At 64.9% G+C, this 17249-nt stretch carries 18 protein-coding genes; 14 read left to right on the plus strand and 4 right to left on the minus strand.

Annotated elements, in window-relative coordinates; genetic code table 11:
- The first annotated feature begins 157 nt into the window (after window positions 1-157).
- The 6 genes from LB572_RS21015 (at window position 158) to LB572_RS21040 (ending at window position 6660) form a co-directional block, all read left to right on the plus strand.
- The gene (locus LB572_RS21015; RefSeq protein ID WP_140811348.1) at window positions 158-871 is read left to right on the plus strand and encodes a DUF1223 domain-containing protein; all 714 of its coding nucleotides are present in this window, start codon (window positions 158-160) and stop codon (window positions 869-871) included.
- A gap of 84 nt (window positions 872-955) precedes the next feature.
- Complete coding sequence (locus LB572_RS21020) at window positions 956-1228, plus strand: hypothetical protein (protein ID WP_224669055.1); 273 nt, start codon at window positions 956-958, stop codon at window positions 1226-1228.
- Between the two features lie 293 nt (window positions 1229-1521).
- Entirely contained in the window at window positions 1522-2256 is a 735-nt protein-coding gene (msrA, locus tag LB572_RS21025) for a peptide-methionine (S)-S-oxide reductase MsrA (protein ID WP_224669056.1), read from the plus strand.
- Between the two features lie 604 nt (window positions 2257-2860).
- Window positions 2861-4564, plus strand: a complete 1704-nt coding sequence (locus tag LB572_RS21030; RefSeq protein WP_224669057.1) for a phospholipase D-like domain-containing protein — start codon at window positions 2861-2863, stop codon at window positions 4562-4564.
- A gap of 393 nt (window positions 4565-4957) precedes the next feature.
- Window positions 4958-5884, plus strand: a complete 927-nt coding sequence (locus LB572_RS21035; RefSeq protein WP_224669058.1) for an ABC transporter ATP-binding protein — start codon at window positions 4958-4960, stop codon at window positions 5882-5884.
- Window positions 5881-6660: an ABC transporter permease gene (locus tag LB572_RS21040; protein WP_224669059.1), complete on the plus strand. Its 780-nt coding sequence runs from the start codon at window positions 5881-5883 to the stop codon at window positions 6658-6660. Before LB572_RS21035 ends, LB572_RS21040 begins: the two co-directional genes overlap by 4 nt.
- A 45-nt stretch (window positions 6661-6705) precedes the next feature.
- Here LB572_RS21040 and LB572_RS21045 read toward each other — a convergent pair whose 3' ends face one another.
- Window positions 6706-7743: a phosphatidylglycerol lysyltransferase domain-containing protein gene (locus LB572_RS21045; protein ID WP_224669060.1), complete on the minus strand. Its 1038-nt coding sequence runs from the start codon at window positions 7741-7743 to the stop codon at window positions 6706-6708.
- A gap of 233 nt (window positions 7744-7976) precedes the next feature.
- Between LB572_RS21045 and LB572_RS21050 the strand changes: the two genes are divergently transcribed.
- On the plus strand, window positions 7977-8468 hold the full coding sequence (locus LB572_RS21050) for a MarR family winged helix-turn-helix transcriptional regulator (RefSeq protein ID WP_224669061.1): 492 nt from the start codon (window positions 7977-7979) through the stop codon (window positions 8466-8468).
- Window positions 8465-9145, plus strand: coding sequence for a GNAT family N-acetyltransferase (locus LB572_RS21055; protein WP_224669062.1), 681 nt, complete (start codon window positions 8465-8467; stop codon window positions 9143-9145). The genes LB572_RS21050 and LB572_RS21055 overlap by 4 nt, the downstream gene beginning before the upstream one ends.
- Window positions 9146-9448: 303 nt before the next feature.
- Here the strand turns inward: LB572_RS21055 and LB572_RS21060 are convergent, their stop codons facing one another.
- Entirely contained in the window at window positions 9449-11446 is a 1998-nt protein-coding gene (locus LB572_RS21060; protein ID WP_224669063.1) for a PhoX family protein, read from the minus strand.
- Window positions 11447-11693: 247 nt separating this feature from the next.
- Between LB572_RS21060 and LB572_RS21065 the strand changes: the two genes are divergently transcribed.
- The 3 genes from LB572_RS21065 (at window position 11694) to LB572_RS21075 (ending at window position 13101) form a co-directional block, all read left to right on the plus strand.
- Window positions 11694-12032, plus strand: a complete 339-nt coding sequence (locus LB572_RS21065; RefSeq protein ID WP_140808197.1) for a hypothetical protein — start codon at window positions 11694-11696, stop codon at window positions 12030-12032.
- 16 nt (window positions 12033-12048) lie between these two features.
- Entirely contained in the window at window positions 12049-12750 is a 702-nt protein-coding gene (locus LB572_RS21070; RefSeq protein WP_140808199.1) for a phosphatase PAP2 family protein, read from the plus strand.
- A 90-nt stretch (window positions 12751-12840) separates the two neighbouring features.
- Window positions 12841-13101 (plus strand): helix-turn-helix domain-containing protein, encoded by a 261-nt coding sequence (locus LB572_RS21075; RefSeq protein ID WP_140808201.1) that lies wholly within the window; start codon window positions 12841-12843, stop codon window positions 13099-13101.
- A 60-nt stretch (window positions 13102-13161) separates the two neighbouring features.
- Here the strand turns inward: LB572_RS21075 and LB572_RS21080 are convergent, their stop codons facing one another.
- Window positions 13162-14088 carry a DMT family transporter gene (locus tag LB572_RS21080; RefSeq protein WP_224669064.1) on the minus strand — a complete coding sequence of 309 codons (927 nt, stop codon included), beginning with the start codon at window positions 14086-14088 and terminating at the stop codon, window positions 13162-13164.
- A gap of 158 nt (window positions 14089-14246) precedes the next feature.
- On the opposite strand from LB572_RS21080, the gene LB572_RS21085 reads away from it, so the two are divergent.
- From LB572_RS21085 to sigJ, 3 genes are read left to right on the plus strand one after another with little or no spacing between them, the layout of a single operon-like run.
- On the plus strand, window positions 14247-14624 hold the full coding sequence (locus LB572_RS21085) for a hypothetical protein (protein ID WP_224669065.1): 378 nt from the start codon (window positions 14247-14249) through the stop codon (window positions 14622-14624).
- Window positions 14624-15193 carry a hypothetical protein gene (locus tag LB572_RS21090; RefSeq protein ID WP_140808207.1) on the plus strand — a complete coding sequence of 190 codons (570 nt, stop codon included), beginning with the start codon at window positions 14624-14626 and terminating at the stop codon, window positions 15191-15193. The genes LB572_RS21085 and LB572_RS21090 overlap by 1 nt, the downstream gene beginning before the upstream one ends.
- Window positions 15186-16082 (plus strand): RNA polymerase sigma factor SigJ, encoded by an 897-nt coding sequence (gene sigJ, locus LB572_RS21095; RefSeq protein ID WP_224669066.1) that lies wholly within the window; start codon window positions 15186-15188, stop codon window positions 16080-16082. The genes LB572_RS21090 and sigJ overlap by 8 nt, the downstream gene beginning before the upstream one ends.
- Window positions 16083-16324: 242 nt before the next feature.
- Here the strand turns inward: sigJ and LB572_RS21100 are convergent, their stop codons facing one another.
- Window positions 16325-17179 carry an SMP-30/gluconolactonase/LRE family protein gene (locus LB572_RS21100; protein ID WP_224669067.1) on the minus strand — a complete coding sequence of 285 codons (855 nt, stop codon included), beginning with the start codon at window positions 17177-17179 and terminating at the stop codon, window positions 16325-16327.
- Window positions 17180-17249: the final 70 nt, after the last annotated feature.

The following is a 17249-nucleotide window of genomic DNA, read 5'->3' on the forward strand; positions in this document are numbered from 1 at the left end:
GCGGCGGACAGCAACTCAGGGGGAAAACTGTAACCCATGTATCCGGTTCAAACTGTTACCCATCTATCGGCTGGACAATCACAAACCGGTGAAGCTGTAACGAAGCCATCCGCCGCGGCGAAATGGGAGCATGACCCCACAGTGGAGACTGCTTCCCATGACCGGATTGAAGACAAGCCTGATCGCCGGCGCGATGCTTGCCGCCCTGGCCGCCAGCGCAAGCGCGGCCTCCACGCAGCCGCTGACCGTGGTCGAGCTGTTCACCAGCCAGGGCTGCTCGTCCTGCCCGCCGGCCAACGCCAATTTGATCAAGGTCAAGGACCAGCCGGGCGTGCTGGCGCTGTCGTTCAACGTCACCTACTGGGACTATCTCGGCTGGAAGGACACGTTCGGCCGCAAGGAGTTCACCGACCGCCAGGTGACCTACGAGCCGTCGCTCGGCCGTGACGGACCGTTCACGCCGCAAGTGGTGGTGAACGGCAGAAGCGACGGCGTCGGCGCCGCGCCGGGCGAGATCCAGGGCCTGATCGCGAAGAGTCTGATTAACAAAGGGGGTGGCCACCCACAAGGCCCGGAGCTGTCGCTTGGGCAGGGTAAGGTCAGCATCGGCGCCGGCAAGGCGCCGGGCGGCGGCGCCGACATCTGGCTGGTGCGCTACACGCGAGGCGTCGTCGAGGTGCCGGTGGCGCGCGGCGAGAACACCGGGCGCACGCTGCCGCACGCCAATGTCGTGCATGCGCTCACCAAGCTCGGCAGATGGAACGGCGAGGCGACGACGCTGCCGCTGCCGGCGGCGACCGGCGGCTTGAACACCGCGGTGCTGGTACAAACGCCGGGCGGCGGTCCGATCCTGGCCGCTGCCGCTAACTGATTTTTTCCCCTTCGCGCGGGGCCGCAGGACGCGGCAACGCATAACCCGGCCCGCTTCCGCGCGCCACAACACACGGAGACTATCATGACCAAATACCTGACCCTGCCGGCGCTGGCCTTCGCGCTTTCCGCCGCGGTCTTCGTCGCCGGCGCCCGCGCCGACGACACCACCAACGCCATGAAGCCCGCCAATGCGATGGCGACCGACGCCATGAAGCCGGCGACGGACGCGATGAAACCGGCGGGCGCCATGAAGCCCGATGCGATGAGCACCCAGGCGATGAAGCCGGCCACAGATGCGATGAAGCCGGCTGATGCGATGAAGCCTGCGACGGACGCTATGAAGCCGGCACAGTAAGTCGGGCAGAACCGCGTAGTGCGGCGCTGCCCCCGCTCCGTCTCGGCGCTACGCGCCGATCCACCTCTCCCCCGCTTTGCGGGGGCGAGGGCGAGGAAACGCCAACCGCCGAGGGCGCGGCCTTCGCAAGCCCGGGTTCCTCGCCCCCGCCAAAGGCGGGGGCGAGGTGGCTCGGCGAAGCCGAGACGGAGAGGGGGCAGCGCCGTCGGCGATTGCATACGGCCGCACGGCAAAGTGAGAACCTCCCGACGCCTTCATTCGTATATAGTGAGACAACAACAAGGAGACCCAACATGACCGGCATTGAAAAGAAAGCCGCGCGGCCGTTCCTTGCCAAAGGCGCGCTGGCGGTGCTGGTGCTCAGCGCGGCGGCGGCCGTGTTCTGGCAGAGTCCGGCCCGCTCGGCCGAGGACGCGGTGGTGATCCCGCCGCCGGCGATGGATGAAAAAGCCGCGAGCGGCAGCGAGACGGCGGTCTTCGCCGGCGGCTGCTTCTGGGGCGTGCAGGGCGTGTTCCAGCACGTCAAGGGCGTCAGCAAGGCGGTATCCGGCTATACCGGCGGCAGCGCCGAAAACGCCGTCTATGAGGTCGTCGGCACCGGCCGCACCGGGCATGCCGAATCCGTCGAGATCACCTACGACCCGTCGAAAATCACCTACGGCCAGCTGCTGCAGGTCTATTTCTCGGTCGCGCACAATCCGACGCAGCTCAACTACCAGGGGCCGGATTCAGGCACGCAATACCGCTCGACGATCTTCGCCGAGAATGACGAGCAGAAGAAGGTCGCCGAGAGCTACATCGCGCAGCTCGACAAGGCCAAGGTGTTTGGCAAGCCGATCGTCACCACGCTGGAAACCGGCAAGACCTTCTATCCGGCCGAGGATTACCATCAGGACTTCCTGACGCTGAATCCGACCTATCCCTATATCGTCTACAACGACCTGCCCAAGATCGAGAATCTGAAGTCGCTGTTCCCCAAGCTCTACAGCGAGAAGCCGGCGCTGGTTCTGGCCTCCAGCAAGAGCTGAGGGACGCCGACCGGTTCCTGACACAGGGACATCGATCGTCGGGCATGGCTGCGTCGGCAGAGGCATGCCTTGGCGATTGGCGGACGCCGCCCGAACCTCGTCATTCCAGGGCGAAGCAGCCGCGAAGCGGCGTCGCGGAGACCCTGGAATCCATTCCGTGACCTTGATCGAAAGAGCGCAGCGGAGCAGAATTCTGGATCGTGAGCGGCGCTTCCAAGTCACGGAATGGATCCTCGGGTCTGCGCGCGTCGCTTCGCTCCTTGCTCCGCCCGTGGATGACGAGGCTGGGCCGTTTTTCAGCCAATTGCTCGGCATTGCTCCAGCTCAGCCTCAAGATCGGGACGGAGTATCCGCGAACCCATCCGCCCTTTGTTTTGCTGGCAAACAGAACACAATGTGAAGCAGTTCATAGAATTATACTTGACGCTGCAAAAGATTGACATCCGATCTTCTGCCGAAGCATAATCATCGCCGTCACCTTTTCGAACATTCTGTCTCAACTGATCCGGATCCCTGCTTCCGGCGCGAATTCCTGTTGGCTGCATCGGTAGGCCGGACGTGCCGGCAGCACTTGAGAAGAACGACAGATGGGGAGGAACGACAAATGGCCGTCAGCATCAAAGTATCCGTCTATACCAATGGCGACGACGCCTTCGTCGCCTGGGCGCCGAGCGACTTCATCGCCGGATGCCGGGGCTTCCTGCTCGAGCGCGGCCGCAAGGCCGGCGCCACCGAGAAGATCGAGCCGGTGGAGAACCGCGTCGGCTTCACCAAGGACAAGCCGAAATCGGGCGACCACAGGCCGTCGGACGTGTGGCCGTTCCAGCGCTTCAACTGGACCGACCATGCGGCCGATGTCGGCAATGTCGTGCGCTACCGGGTGACCGCGATGATGAGCGCCGGACCCGGGAAGCCGCTGACCAAGGGGGTGTCGAGCGACTGGACGGACTGGCATACGCTCGCCACCGACGCCGGCGGCGGCTTTTCCTGCTACTTCAATCGCGGCCTGGTGCTGTCGCAATTCGTCGCCCGCTACATGGCCAAGAACAAGCTCTCGCCGGCAGCCTTCAAGAAGAGCCTGCAGACCAATGGCGATGCGAAATTCCGCGCCTTCCTCGAAGGCGATCTCGGCCTGCGCATGGTCGGGCTGACGCAAGGCGCCGGCGACGAATTGCATGCCGCGCTCTACGAGCTCGGCGACGCGACGCTGGAGACGGCGCTGATCGGGCTCGGGCCGCGGCTCAACCTCATCCTCGCCAACGGCTCCGACAAAAGCGGCGACGGCAACAAGGACGCGCGCAAGAACCTCAACGACCACGGCATCGCGACCATCGACCGGATGCTGAAATCGAAAGGCCTCGGCCACAACAAGTTCGTCGTCGTCTCCGAAGGCGGTGAGCCGACGAAGGTGTGGACGGGCAGCACCAACTGGAGCACGACGGGCCTGTGCACACAGGTCAACAACGGGTTGCTGATCGAGGATGCGACGGTGGCGGAGCATTTCCGCAAGCATTGGGACCTGTTGAAGGATGCCTCGCCGCCGAAGACCGACCCGGCCAATTTCACGCCGGCGCTGATGGCGGACAACAATGCGCCCAAAACCTTCACGGTCGGGACGGCCAAGACGACCGTCTGGTTCACCCGAACCTCCGACGGGGCCGACATGGCGGCGCTGCGCGAGGTCATCAACTCGGCCAAGCAGTCGGTGCTGTTCCTGATGTTCACGCCCGGCAAGCAGGGGCTGCACACGCTGGCCGGCCAGCGTGCCAAGGAAAAGGGCATGTATGTGCGCGGCGTGGTCTCGACGCTGAGCGCCGACGAGGGCGGCACCGAGCAGAATTTCCTCGACATCGACCTGGTGAGCAGCGACCGGACATTCACCCCCGACCGCTACGCGGTGGCGCAGCCGCAAGGCCTCGACGCGTCGCTCGGGCCGTGGATCGCCGAGGTCAACCGGCGCACCTTCCTGTCGCAGATCGGCCACGCCATCGTGCACTCGAAGATCCTGGTGACCGACCCGCATTCGAGCGACTGCGTGGTGGTGACCGGCAGCCACAATTTCTCGGCGCCGGCGAGCGAGAAGAACGACGAGAACCTGGTGATCATCCGCGGCCACAGAAAGCTTGCCGCCGCCTATGCCACCTACGCGATGTCGGTCTACAGCCACTACCGCTACCGCTCCTACATCCGCGAGATGCGGGCGCAGGGCAAGACGCCGTGGAGCTATCTCGACGACGACGATCACTGGCTGAAGACCGAGCTTCGGACCAAGGCGCAGGAAATCGCGTTTTGGACGGCGCAAGGTTAGGTGTTCGAGGCAAAACCTCGGCTGAGCATTTCCATGAAATCAGCGCAAACGCTGGCGATTGGCTGAAGCCTCCCAACCTCGTCATTCCAGGGCGGAGCAGCCGCGAAGCGGCGTCGCGGAGACCCTGGAATCCATTCCGTGACCTCGATCGAAGGGCGCAGCGGAGCGGAATTCCGCACCGTGGCAGCGCTCGGAAGTCACGGAATGGATCCTCGGGTCTGCGCTGCGTCGCTTCGCTCCTTGCTCCGCCCGTGGATGACGAGGAGTGGGCGTTTCAGCCAATCTCCAAGGCTCTCACTGTCCAGAACTGTCAGCAGCGGCGACGATTCACGGTTGCACCGGGCGACATCCGACCTATATCAGGTCACCTTTTCCAGCCGGCCGTATTTCAGCATGTCATCCATCATCTCGATCTCCGGTGTCACGAAAACCTATGCCACCGGCTTCAAGGCGCTGAAGGAAATCAATCTCGACATCGAGCGCGGCGAGATCTTCGCGCTGCTCGGGCCGAACGGCGCCGGCAAGACGACGCTGATCTCGATCGTCTGCGGCATCGTCAACCGCTCGTCGGGCTCAGTCAGCGTCGACGGCCACGACATCTCCAAGGATTACCGCGCGGCGCGCAGCCTGATCGGGCTGGTGCCGCAGGAGCTGACGATCGACGCCTTCGAGACTGTCTGGGCGACGGTGAACTACAGCCGCGGCCTGTTCGGCAAGGCGCCCAACACGGACTTCGTCGAGAAGGTGCTGCGCGACCTCTCGCTGTGGGAGAAGAAGGATTCCAAGGCGATCACGCTGTCCGGCGGCATGAAGCGCCGGCTGATGATCGCCAAGGCGCTGTCGCACGAGCCGCGCGTGCTGTTCCTCGACGAGCCGACGGCCGGCGTCGACGTGGAACTGCGCCAGGACATGTGGGCAATGGTGCGGCGCCTGCGCGAGGACGGCGTCACCATCATCCTCACCACGCATTACATCGAGGAAGCCGAGGCGATGGCCGACCGCGTCGGCGTCATCAACAAGGGCGAGATCATCCTGGTCGAGGACAAGGCCGAGCTGATGCGCAAGCTCGGCCGCAAGCAGATGAAGCTGGAACTGCGCGCGCCGCTTGCCGCCATGCCCGACGGCTTGTCGCGCTACGCGCTGGAGCTGTCCCAGGACGGCAACCGGATCACCTACACCTATGACAACCAGAGCGACCGTCCGGGCGTCGCCTCGCTCATCCGCGACCTGGAGGCGGCCGGCATCCAGTTCCGCGATCTCGACACCAAGAACAGCTCGCTCGAAGAGATCTTCGTCAATCTCCTGAGGCAAGAGCCATGAACCTGCGCGCGGCCCCTAATTTTCGCGCCGTATGGGCGATCTACCGGGTGGAGATGGCGCGCGCCTTCCGCACGGTGCTGCAGAGCATCATCTCGCCGGTCATCTCGACATCGCTCTATTTCGTCGTCTTCGGCTCGGCGATCGGCTCGCGCATCAACGAGATCGACGGCATCCCCTACGGGGCCTTCATCGTGCCCGGGCTGATGATGCTGTCGCTCCTGACGCAATCGATCTCGAACGCGTCCTTCGCCATCTATTTCCCGAAATTCGTCGGCTCGATCTACGAGCTTTTGTCGGCGCCGGTCTCCTATCTGGAGATCATCATCGCCTATGTCGGGGGCGCGGCGACCAAGTCGATCATGCTCGGCCTGATCATCCTGGCCACCGCGGCACTGTTCGTGCCGCTCAGGATCGAGCATCCGTTCTGGATGATCGCCTTCCTTATTCTGACGGCGGTGACCTTCAGCCTGTTCGGCTTCATCATCGGCATCTGGGCAAAGACCTTCGAGCAGCTGCAGCTGGTGCCGCTCCTGATCGTCACGCCGCTCACCTTCCTCGGCGGCAGCTTCTATTCGATCCACATGCTGCCCGGCATCTGGAAGACGATCACGCTGTTCAACCCGGTCGTCTACCTGATCAGCGGGTTCCGCTGGAGCTTTTACGGCAAGGCGGATGTCTCGGTCGGCGTCAGCCTCGCCATGACGCTGGTGTTTTTGGCGATCTGCATCGCGATCGTGGCGTGGATCTTCAGGACCGGGTATCGGTTGAGGAACTGACGGAGTTCCTCGCCCCGCGAAGTGGGGAGAGGAAACAAAGCCAACTCAAATCGCCTTCAGCAGCCGCAACAACCCCAGCATCTCCACGAAGGTCCCTTTGCGGAAGGCGATATAGGTCGGCTCCTCGGCACCGTGGAAACGGCGCTTGAAGGCGGCCTGGCCCTGCAGGTTGAAGCGCGAGCGGTTGACCCAGGGCGAGTTGTAGGCGCGCTGGAAGGCGTTGCGCCAGAAATCCGATTCGGCAAAGCCGCTCGGCTCGATATCGAGCAGCGGCGAGAGGCCGAGCGTCACCTCCGAGATGCCTTCCTCGCGGAAGCGGTCGACGGCGAATTTGGTCAGGCCGATCTCGGCATGCGGCGTCGCGTCGACCTGCTTGCGCTTGAAGGATGTGGTGTAGCCGATCACCTTGCCGTCGCGGAACAGCGGGTCGAAATCGAGAATGGCGAGCAGCCGGCCTTCCGGGCTGCGCAACAGGAAGCGGCGCATATCGGCGCCGATCTCTTCGGAAAAGCGGCGGTTGAGGAAACCCATCTCCCAGCGCTTGATGATGCGCTCCTTGCGCCAGTCGGCGGAAAGCTGAATGATCTCGTCCTGCAGCCCGTCGCCCCTGTCCTCGGCGAGCGTAAAACCCTTCTTGGTCAGCCAGCGCTCGGAATAGCGCACGGTCTCGTTGCGCTTGCCGGAAAAATCATGCGCCGGCAATATGAGCCTGGTGTCGACGCCGAGGCGGTTGACCTGGTAGCCGAGGCCGGCGAGCACCTTGGCCGTGTCGGCGCCGATCTGGACGAACCAGGGACCGCCGGCGGCCTCGACGAAGCGCTTGATATAGGCCGGGCGTTCGGCCGGATCGGCCACCGGATCGCCGAGCGCGAAATGGCGGCTCATCTTGGTGCCGAAGGCGATATAGCCGTCGCCATCGCTGAAATAGAACAGTTTCTGCTGCACGGCGGTGGAATAGGCGAGCGAGAAATCGCCATGGCGGCGCACCAGCGCCAGGCGCTTCTCATCCGTCAATTCGCGCCGCGGAACCTTAGGCGCCACGGCGTCGAGAAGCCTGTCGAAGTAGATGCGCAGGGGCGCCATGAGCTCCGCGTGCCAAGAATGGATGACCTGCCGCCCTCAGGTCGCGAATCGCTGGCGACCGCTGCCGGCCACGTCGCGCCAGCGCGATATAGGATGCAATTGGCGGCGAATGAAGGGCAAACGTCGCAATGCGCCCGGTATCTTCCATCGGCCGCGCGAAATGGCCATGCGCGTCGGCTTGATATTTCCATGCAATGTTATATATCAAGTTATCTATATGCGATGGGTGAACCATGGAAGACGTCCTCCGATCCCTCGGCTTTCTCTGCCTCGGCAGCCGGATGAAGCGCATCGGCGAACAGCTGCAGGCCGATACGCAGCGCGTGCTCGACCGCCTGGACGTGCGCATCCAGTCGAGCCAGTACCCGCTGCTCGCCGCGCTCGACAGGCTGGGCCCGCTGCCGGTCGGCGAGCTGGCGCAATCGCTGGGCGTGGCGCAGCCGGGCGTGACGCGCAGCGCGGCGCTGCTTGCCGAGCTCGGGCTGGTCGAGGTCAATCCTTCGAATGACGACCAGCGGCGCAGGATCGTTTCGCTGAGCCGCAACGGAAGGCGGCTGGTCGATCAGGCGAAGCGCGACATCTGGCCAAGCATCGAGAATGCCGTGGCGGATCTGTGCGCCGATCTTTCCGGACCGCTGCTTGGCCAGCTTTCGGCAATAGAGGACCGGCTGGCCGCGACGCCGCTCGATCGCCGCGTCGACGACGCCAGGGTGGCCGCGTCATGAAACATGTTCTCGACCGTCCCATCTGGAGCGCGCTCACAACGCGGCACCAGGCGCTCGCCGAAGGCGATGAGCTTGCGAGGCGATATCGCCCGTCGATCGTGCCTTTCGCCGCCACCGCAGGCGACGATCGAGAAAGCCTGCGGGCGTTGGCCGGGCTTCTCCCGCCGCACGAAACCGCCGTGCTGGTGCAGACGGATGAGATCGTTTTGCCGGCCGAGATTTCCGCGATCTCGACGGCCTCGCTTGTGCAGATGGTCGCGGAACAGCCGACGCCAGCAGTGTCCGACGGGCGTATCCGGCAGCTGACAAGGGCCGATGCCGCCGAGATGCTCGCGCTCGCCTTGCTGACCAGGCCTGGCCCCTTCACGCTGGAGGCGTTGAGCCTCGGCGATTTCTGGGGCATCCGGATCGACGGCAGGCTGGCGGCAATGGCCGGCGAGCGCATGAAGCAGCCCGGCCATAGCGAGCTCAGCGGCGTGTGCACACATCCGGATTTTCGCGGCGGCGGCCTCGCCCGGCTGCTGTCGATGTTCGTCGCGGGCCGGATCGCGGCACGTGGCGAGGTTGCGTACCTGCACGCGTATGACAGCAACGCCGCGGCGGTCGGACTTTACGAGTCGATCGGTTTCCGTCTCCGAAGCATGATGAACATGGCGATGGTTCAACGCGCGGAGTGACTGCTCGGCTTCGTCATCCACGGGAGGAGCGAGGAGCGCAGCGACGCAGCGCAGACCCGAGGATCCATGCCGTGACTTCAAAGCGCCACTACGGTGGAGAATTCTACGCCGCTGCGCCCCACGTTCGAGGTAACGGAATGGATCCCAGGGTCTCCGCGACGGAGCTTCGCTCCTGCTTCGCCCTGGGATGACGACGTCGGGGAGGCTTGTGACGCCCCCGACGTTAGCGATCCCTTCGCGCGTGCCTCTGTCCTACCGGACATCTCCCCCACGAGGGGGAGATTGGCAGCTTCCGCGCCGTCCCTAAACCGCGATCTTGCCGCCGCCCTGCTTCGTGATCGCGACGACCGAAGGCCGCACCGGCATGTCCGGCTTGAAGTCGGGCCAGCGCGTCGACGGATCCTCGTAATAGGACGGACGGCCGAACCCTTCCCAGTCCTCGCCGCCGTCGCCCGGATGCTGCACGGCGACGAAAGCCGTCTGATCGTCCGGCGCGAAGAGCGGGCCGCACATTTCGGCGCCGATCGGAACGCGGAAGAACAGTTTCGAGGTCGCCCGCGCCGAACCCTCGGTGTCGACCGCCCACAGGCCGTCGGTGCGGCCGGTGGCCTTCGGACCCTGGCCGTCAGTAGCGACCCACAGGCGCCCGCCGGAATCGACCGCGCAATTGTCCGGCATGCCGAACCAGCCATGGGCGGTGGTCGCGGTCGAGAAGGTGGCGCCGACATCGGCAACGGAAGGATCGCCGCATTTCAACAGCACTTCCCACTTGCCCTTGGTGGCTGCGAAGTCGCCGCCCTCCTCGACGATCTCGATGATGTGGCCGAAGGCATTGTCGGCGCGCGGATTGGCGGCGTCGACCTGCTCGGCCTTGCGCTTGGTGTTGTTGGTCAGCATGACATAGACCTTGCCGTTGCCGGCATTGGGCTGGATGTCTTCGGGGCGGTCCATCTTGGTGGCGCCGAGCAGGTCGGCGGCGCGCCGCGTCTCGATCAGCACATCGGCCTGGGACGCAAAGCCGTTCTCGGCCGTCAGCGGGCCTTGGCCGAACACGATCGGCATCCATTCGACCGAACCGTCCTCGGCGAACTTCGCCACATGCAGCGTGCCGTCGTCGAGCAGGTTCATGTTGGCCGCCCGGTCATTGGGCTTGAACGTGCCGGCGGTGACGAATTTGTAGACATAGTCGAAGCGCTCGTCGTCGCCGAGATAGAAGACGACGCGGCCGTCCCTGGCGACGATGGATTCGGCACCCTCATGCTTGAAGCGGCCCATGGCGGTGCGCTTCCTCGGCACCGAGTTCGGATCGTTGACGTCGACCTCGACGATCCAGCCGAAGCGATTGGGCTCGTTCGGCTCCTTGGCGAGGTTGAAGCGGTCGTAATGCGCGCCCCATTCATAGGCGCCTTCCGGGATGCCGAGGCGCTTGTAGTTGGCGGCCTCCTTGTGGCCTTCCGGCAATTCGCCCGAGAAATAGCCGTGGATGTTCTCCTCGGCCATCACATAGGTGCCCCAGGGCGTGACGCCGCCGGCGCAATTGTTGACGGTGCCGATGACCTTGGCGCCGGACGGATCGGCGTTGGTCTTGACGCGGTCGTGACCGGCGACCGGGCCGGACAGCGCCATCTCGGTGGTGGACATGATGCGGCGGTTGAGCTTGCCGTCGCGCACCACCTGCCACTTGCGGGCTTCTTTGCGAATCTCGACGATGGTGCCGCCATGCGCGGCCATCTCGACATCGACCTGCTCCTTCGAGAGCGGCGCCACCTCGGCCTTCTTCTTCCCGTCCTTCTCGACGACCGAAACGATGCCGGGGAACATCAGATGCGGATTGGTGTATTCGTGGTTGACGACCAAAAGGCCATGCTCGGCCGAGCCGTCGATCGGGATATAGCCGACATAGTCGTTGTTGTAGCCGAACTGCTTGGCCTGGGCTTCGGCCGACTGTTTCAGCGGATCGAACTCCGGTGAATCGGCAAACAGCGGATCGCCCCAGCGCAACAGCACGTCGGCGTCATAGCCTGGCGCGACATGGTGCTTGTCGTCGATGCCGGCCTCGAGCTCGTCGAATTTGAAGGCCGAGCCCTCCGCGGCGCGCGCCTCGTCGGCGGCGACCAGGGCCAGCGGGCTGACGGTGGCGGCGATGGCCGAGACGGCCAGCGAGCCCATGAGGAAGCCGCGGCGCGAGAAACGCGCGGCGATGATCTCGCCCATGGTGCGGTTGTCGGTCGGGTTGACGGGCGGGCCGTCATTTTCCTCGAGCTGGCTGGTGCGGAAACGGGTTTCAGGGGTAACGGTCATGGTGTTCCTCTGGCTTCTTGAGGTGGCTGGGATTTTGACCCTTCGACCCCTAAAGCGCGCCGATCACATTTTCGTGACATCACCGTGATCGAACCGCAATGGCTGTTTGCCGGCTGAGCAGCGGCTGGCCGGCTTGGATCCCCTAAACGCGCCGGCGAAAGGCCGCGATCGGCTTGACGGCCTCGCCCGCTTCGGAAACAAGGGCGGCGGCCGGCGTGGCGACGGCGCTTGAAAAGGGGACGGCAAGGTGAGTTTCTGGGGACTGGGGCAGCTCTGCATTTCGACCCTGATGTTCGTGCTGGCGGCGATGGCAGCCAAGCACTGGGGGATGGCGCCGAGCCTGGCGAGGCTGCTGCTGACATTGGCGCTCTACACGGCCGGCAATCTGGTCATGCTGAGGCTGGTGCGCGAATTCGGCATGTCGGTGTCGTTCAGCCTGTCGGCGGTGATCCAGCTTGTCGCGGTCAATGTCGTGGCGCTCGCCTTCTTCGGCGAACGGCTCAATGCCTTGCAGGCGACCGGCATGGTGCTGGCGATCGCAGCGGTCGCGCTGATCACGCTCGGGCCCTATATGCAGCGGCTGTAGCGGGATCAAAGCACGCATGAAATCGACCGCTAACGCGCTCTTCAACAAATTGGAATTCCCGGTGCTGCTTGCCGGGCTGGTGATCGCCGGCGGGATGTGGGGGTTCGTGGAGCTGGTGGAGGCTGCGCGCGCCACGACGCCGCATGCCTTCGATACGGAAATCCTGCTTGCCTTCCGCCATGCCGGGCAGCCGGACAGCCCGATCGGTCCGCCCTGGCTGCAAGGCGCGGTGCGCGACGTGACCGCGCTGGGCAGTTCCGCCGTGCTGGTGCTGATCACGACGGCGACGATCGTCTATCTGCTCCTGATCCGGCGACCGGCGACGGCGTTGTTCATGTTCGCGGCGGTGGCCGGCGGCCAGGTGCTCTCCAGCCTGCTCAAGCTCGAGGTCGACCGGCCGCGCCCCGACCTCGTCTCGCATCTCGTCAACGAAACTTCGCTGTCGTTCCCGAGCGGCCACGCCATGCTGTCGGCGGTGACCTATCTGACCCTCGGCTCGCTGGCGGCACGCTTCCTGCCTGACCGCGGGACGAAGATCTTCGTGCTTGGCCTCGCCGTGCTCACCACCGTGCTGGTCGGCATCAGCCGCGTCTATCTCGGCGTGCACTGGCCGTCCGACGTGCTTGCCGGCTGGTGCGCGGGCTTTGCCTGGGCCATGCTATGCTGGCTTGCGGCGCGCTTGCTGCAGCGGCGCAAAGTGGTGGCTGACAGCGACTGATCGATGTCTCATGCGTGTAAAATGATGCTTGAGACATTGTAACATTTACAATATACATCTTTTGTAGATTCAAGAGACGGATTCTGGCCGATGATCACTGCCGCACAGATGCGCGCCGCGCGGGCGTTGACCGGCATCGACCAGAAGACGCTGGCCGAGCGCGCCGGGGTCTCGCTGCCGACGATACAGCGCATGGAAGCGAGCGACGGCGTCGTCAGGGGCGTGGTCGACACACTGATGAAGGTCATCCAGGCGCTCGACGCGATCGGCGTGGAATTGATCGGCGAGAACCAGGCCAGTGAGCGCGGCGGCAGGGGCGTGCGCCTCAAGGCGACCGCGGCGCAGGGCTGAGCGGCGTCGGCCTGGACGATCGGCATCGCAGCCGAACTTGCCAACCAATCAGGTGCTCTCTCACATCGCCGCTTCGATCGGCTCGGCAAGCTTCGGATTGGCGCGCGCGGCGATCAGGCAGCCGGCGACGATGAGGCATGCCCCCGCCAGCGTGGTCCAGGCTACCTTCTCGCCAAAGAAGAACCAGCCAAGCGCGACCGCCCAGATGAAGGCCGAGTATTCGGTCGGGATCAGATATTGCGCTTCGGCTCGGGCGTAGGCCCAGCTCATCAGGAATTGCCCGGCGAGCGACAGCAGCGCTACCGCGCCCAAGGGAAGCCAGAGCTCTCTCGGCAGCGCGACCGCGAGCCAGGGCGCGGCCAAGCCGAGGATGATTGCGACGAACAGGTTCTGGAACAGCATGATCTCGACCGGCCTGGCCAGCAGCGCCTGTTGCCGCGAGAGGATCAGATTGTAGGCATAGAACACCGTCGATGCGAGCACCGCGGCCGTGCCGAGCAAGGCATCCTGCGAATGGCTTGCCGCCCCGAACTGGCCGGCAAGGATGATCGCGACGCCCGCCATGCCGGCCAGCGACGCCCAGACCGCCTGCCGCCTTATGCGCTCGCCCAGCAACAATGCAGCAAGCAAAAGCGCAAACAGCGGCGCGACGAAGCTGAGCCCGATCGCCTCGGCGAGCGGCAGCCTGGCCAGGCCCCAGAAGAACAAGACCAGGACGACGCCGACGATCGCGGCGCGCAACGCATGCAGGCCCAGCACCGGAAGGGCCGGCTTCGAACGCGACCCCGCCGACCAGGCCGCGCCCGCGACCAAGGTGGCAACCACGCTGCGCCACAGCAGCGTGTTGTAGACGCCGACCGCGATGGCCAGAGACTTCATGGCCGCATCCATGCCGGACAAGAGGAAGATCGCCAGCGCGCATATCAGCACGGGGATCATCGGCGAAACGGCGCCGGTCAGGCTGGGTGTCTTCACGGCTTCGCTCATGTGACGGATCGGAGCCGGATAATGCCCCGCATGCGGCGAAACCAGATGGCAGCGCCGTCGATATGACGGTCCAATGCCGATCGGCGCGGCGAAAAATTTCGGTGCTTGCTGTCACACCACAGCCGGCTATTCCGTCATGGTGGCAGGAGGTGACATGCATGCGCGTTCTCTTGCTGATCATCGGCATCTACCAGGCGGCCAAGGGCGTCGTCATGCTGACGGTGCCCGAAATCTGGTATTCGGCCGTCCCCGGCGTCCCGGAAACCGGACCGGCCAACATCCATTTCATCCGCGACATCGGCCTCGCCTTCCTGGCCGCCGGTGCCGCGCTGCTGATGGCGAGCCGGCGGCCAGGCGACGGCCGGCTGATCGCCGCCGCCGCGATTTTCCTTGGCGGACACGCGATCTATCATCTGATCGAGATGGCGCATGGCACGACGCTCACCGCGGCCGCGCGCGACATAATGCTGATCGTCGTGCCCGGACTGCTGCCGCTTGCCGCCTTCCTGCCAGGCAGCGCGAAAGCGAGGACATGATGTTCAAACGGCTTCTCAAGCAACAGCTGCGCAAGTTCCAGAGCCGCTATGGCTACGACACCCTCTATATGCGTGAGCTGGTCGACACCGACGAGTTCGGCGCCCTGAAGCTGGCGTTGATCTCGCCCTTCACCGACGAGCGGTTCTCGCTGCCGGCCGCGCCCTATTTCGCGGCCAGGCTCACGGCGACGCGACGCGCCGATTGCGGTTCCTGCCTGAAGCTCGTCATCACCATGGCGCGAGAGGCGGGCGTCGAGCTCGAAGCGATCGAGGCCCTGCTCGACGGCGCCGCCGCCTCGCTGCCAGACGACATGGTCCTTGCCGAGCGCTATGCGCGCGCCGTCCTCGACAACGACCCGGAACTGCCCGACATTCTCGATGCCTGCGCGCAACGCTGGGGCGAGGGAGGCATCGCCGGGCTCGCGGCCGCGGTCGTGTCGGGACAGCTCTATCCGACCTTCAAGCGCGGGCTCGGCCACGGCAACGCTTGCGAGCCGGTGTTGGCGTGGCTGAAGACCGAGGCGGCGAAAAACCGTGCAGAACATCCCGCGGAGACGGAATTTGCCTGAGCATCAGCCCGAAAGCGGCGAACGCCTGCAGGCCTATCTCGGCCAGCGCAAACGGCTCATCCGGCTCGCCTACCGCTATCTCGGCTCGGTCGGCGAGGCCGAGGACATCGTGCAGGATGCCTGGCTGCGGTTTGCCGGCGCCGACAGCGTCGAGGACGCGCCGCGCCTCCTGTCGCGCATCGTCACCAATCTCAGCCTCGACCGGCTGCGCTCGGCGCAAAAGCGGCGCGAGACCTATGTCGGGCCCTGGCTGCCGGAGCCCTTCGTGGAGCAGGCAGCCAGCGCCGATGTCGAGACCAGCGACGCCGCGCTCGACATATCGTTCAGTGTCATGCGGGCGCTGGAGCGCCTGTCGCCGCTGGAACGCGCGGCGCTCTTTCTGCACGACCTCTACGACGTGCCCTTCGAGGAGGTGGCCGAGACGCTGAAGCGGTCTCCCGCCGCCTGCCGGCAGATGGCGTCGCGAGCGCGCAAGATGCTAAGACAGGACAACCAGCGTTTTCCGGCGCGCGAGACGGACATCGCCCGCTACGTCGCCGGCTTCGAGCAGGCGATGGTGAGCGGCGACATCGAACCGTTGAAGCGGCTGCTGGCCGAGGACGTGGAATTCATTGCCGACGGCGGCGGCAAGGTGGCCGCGGCGCTGAACATCCTGGTCGGCCGCGACCGTGTGGCGAAATTCCTTGTCGGCGCGGCGCGCAAGAATCCCGACCCCGACCGTACGGCGATCCGGCCGGCGATGATCAATGGCGGGCCGGGACTGGTGGTGTCGGTCGCCGGCGCCGTCGTCCAGACCTTCAGCTTTGCTCTCGACGCGCGGGGCAGCATCGCCGCGGTCTACACCGTACGCAATCCGGACAAGCTGGCGGGGATCGACAGGGCGAGGTGAATTCAGAGCGCTGCAGCGCGAAAATCGGAAACGCTGGCGGGACAGCGCCCCCCTCTGGCCTGCCGGCCATCTCCCCCATGAGGGGGGAGATCAGTTGTCTCGCAGGCTTTCGCCAATCGCCAACGCTGCAGGATGAGCAAGGCGCCGAAGCTGCCAATCTCCCCTTGTGGGGGAGATGTCCGGCAGGCCATAGGGGGGCGCGAAGGAACGCGGCGCAATGCCCCGCAATCACTTCCGCATGCTCACTCCAGTGACAGCGCCGCAACCTCCCCTTCGCCCATCAGCGGCACAAAGATCTTTTCACCGTCGGTGCCGATATCGGCGCTGCCCGGCTTGAAGGTGGCAACCACTTGCGGCGCGCCGCCTGTTTTGTAGCTGTAGAGCGTGCCGGTCATGTAGGCGGTGGCGTAGATGGTGTCGCCTATGGCGATGACGCCGTCGAGGTCGGCGAATTTCTGAGCTCCCGGCAGCGGCGTGATCTTCTTCGTGGCGAGGTCGACCGACAGCAGGCCGCCGGGCTCGGCGGTGCTGAAATCTTTTCTGTTGATGCCCTTGCCCCAGGACGCGACGATCAGCCTGCCGCCATCGGCGAAGACGCCATTGGGCGAAGCCAGCAACGCGTCCTTGACGAACGGCTCCGGCTTGTCGCCGTCGATGCGGTAGATCGTGTCGGCCAGCATGTCGCTGACATAGACCTTGCCGGCGCTGTCCTGCGTCATGTCGTTGAGGAACACGGCGCCGGGCACATCGATGGTCTCGACTAGCTTGCCGCTGGCGAGATCGACGACGCGCACCTTGGTGATGTCGGCGGCGTAGAGCCTGCCGCCGGCGATCGCCATGCCCTTGGGCGCGTCCATGCCGCCCACCCAATGGCGCGTGATGATTTTGCCGTCCATCGACAGAAGCGACAAATAGCCATTGCCGTCCGCGTCGCCGGGATTGCCGACGATGTTGGAGACGACGATGCGGTTATGGGCGGCATCGACAAGCGCCGATTCCGGCTGCCCGAAGCCGGTGGCGCGCCAGGCTTCGCCGGCCTGCGCGGCGGACACGACGGCGATGGCGGCGAAGGCGGTAAAAGCGATGAGACGTTTCATGAGTGCTCTCCTGTGATGACGGCGGAGAGCTAGGGTTTTCGATACTTTCCTGAAAGTCGGAACAAGACTA

The organism is Mesorhizobium sp. BH1-1-5, from assembly GCF_020165615.1.
In the GTDB taxonomy this organism is placed as follows: Bacteria; Pseudomonadota; Alphaproteobacteria; order Rhizobiales; family Rhizobiaceae; genus Mesorhizobium.

Excerpts from the sequence above, each read along its gene's own strand:
- msrA (WP_224669056.1), top strand. The coding sequence starts at position 1,522 with ATGACCGGCATTGAAAAGAAAGCCGCGCGGCCGTTCCTTGCCAAAGGC.
- LB572_RS21040 (WP_224669059.1), top strand. The coding sequence starts at position 5,881 with ATGAACCTGCGCGCGGCCCCTAATTTTCGCGCCGTATGGGCGATCTAC.
- LB572_RS21100 (WP_224669067.1), bottom strand. The coding sequence starts at position 17,179 with ATGAAACGTCTCATCGCTTTTACCGCCTTCGCCGCCATCGCCGTCGTG.
- LB572_RS21050 (WP_224669061.1), top strand. The coding sequence starts at position 7,977 with ATGGAAGACGTCCTCCGATCCCTCGGCTTTCTCTGCCTCGGCAGCCGG.
- LB572_RS21080 (WP_224669064.1), bottom strand. The coding sequence starts at position 14,088 with ATGAGCGAAGCCGTGAAGACACCCAGCCTGACCGGCGCCGTTTCGCCG.
- LB572_RS21055 (WP_224669062.1), top strand. The coding sequence starts at position 8,465 with ATGAAACATGTTCTCGACCGTCCCATCTGGAGCGCGCTCACAACGCGG.
- LB572_RS21035 (WP_224669058.1), top strand. The coding sequence starts at position 4,958 with ATGTCATCCATCATCTCGATCTCCGGTGTCACGAAAACCTATGCCACC.
- LB572_RS21070 (WP_140808199.1), top strand. The coding sequence starts at position 12,049 with ATGAAATCGACCGCTAACGCGCTCTTCAACAAATTGGAATTCCCGGTG.
- LB572_RS21085 (WP_224669065.1), top strand. The coding sequence starts at position 14,247 with ATGCGCGTTCTCTTGCTGATCATCGGCATCTACCAGGCGGCCAAGGGC.
- LB572_RS21015 (WP_140811348.1), top strand. The coding sequence starts at position 158 with ATGACCGGATTGAAGACAAGCCTGATCGCCGGCGCGATGCTTGCCGCC.
- LB572_RS21060 (WP_224669063.1), bottom strand. The coding sequence starts at position 11,446 with ATGACCGTTACCCCTGAAACCCGTTTCCGCACCAGCCAGCTCGAGGAA.
- LB572_RS21030 (WP_224669057.1), top strand. The coding sequence starts at position 2,861 with ATGGCCGTCAGCATCAAAGTATCCGTCTATACCAATGGCGACGACGCC.
- LB572_RS21090 (WP_140808207.1), top strand. The coding sequence starts at position 14,624 with ATGTTCAAACGGCTTCTCAAGCAACAGCTGCGCAAGTTCCAGAGCCGC.
- LB572_RS21020 (WP_224669055.1), top strand. The coding sequence starts at position 956 with ATGACCAAATACCTGACCCTGCCGGCGCTGGCCTTCGCGCTTTCCGCC.
- LB572_RS21075 (WP_140808201.1), top strand. The coding sequence starts at position 12,841 with ATGATCACTGCCGCACAGATGCGCGCCGCGCGGGCGTTGACCGGCATC.
- LB572_RS21045 (WP_224669060.1), bottom strand. The coding sequence starts at position 7,743 with ATGGCGCCCCTGCGCATCTACTTCGACAGGCTTCTCGACGCCGTGGCG.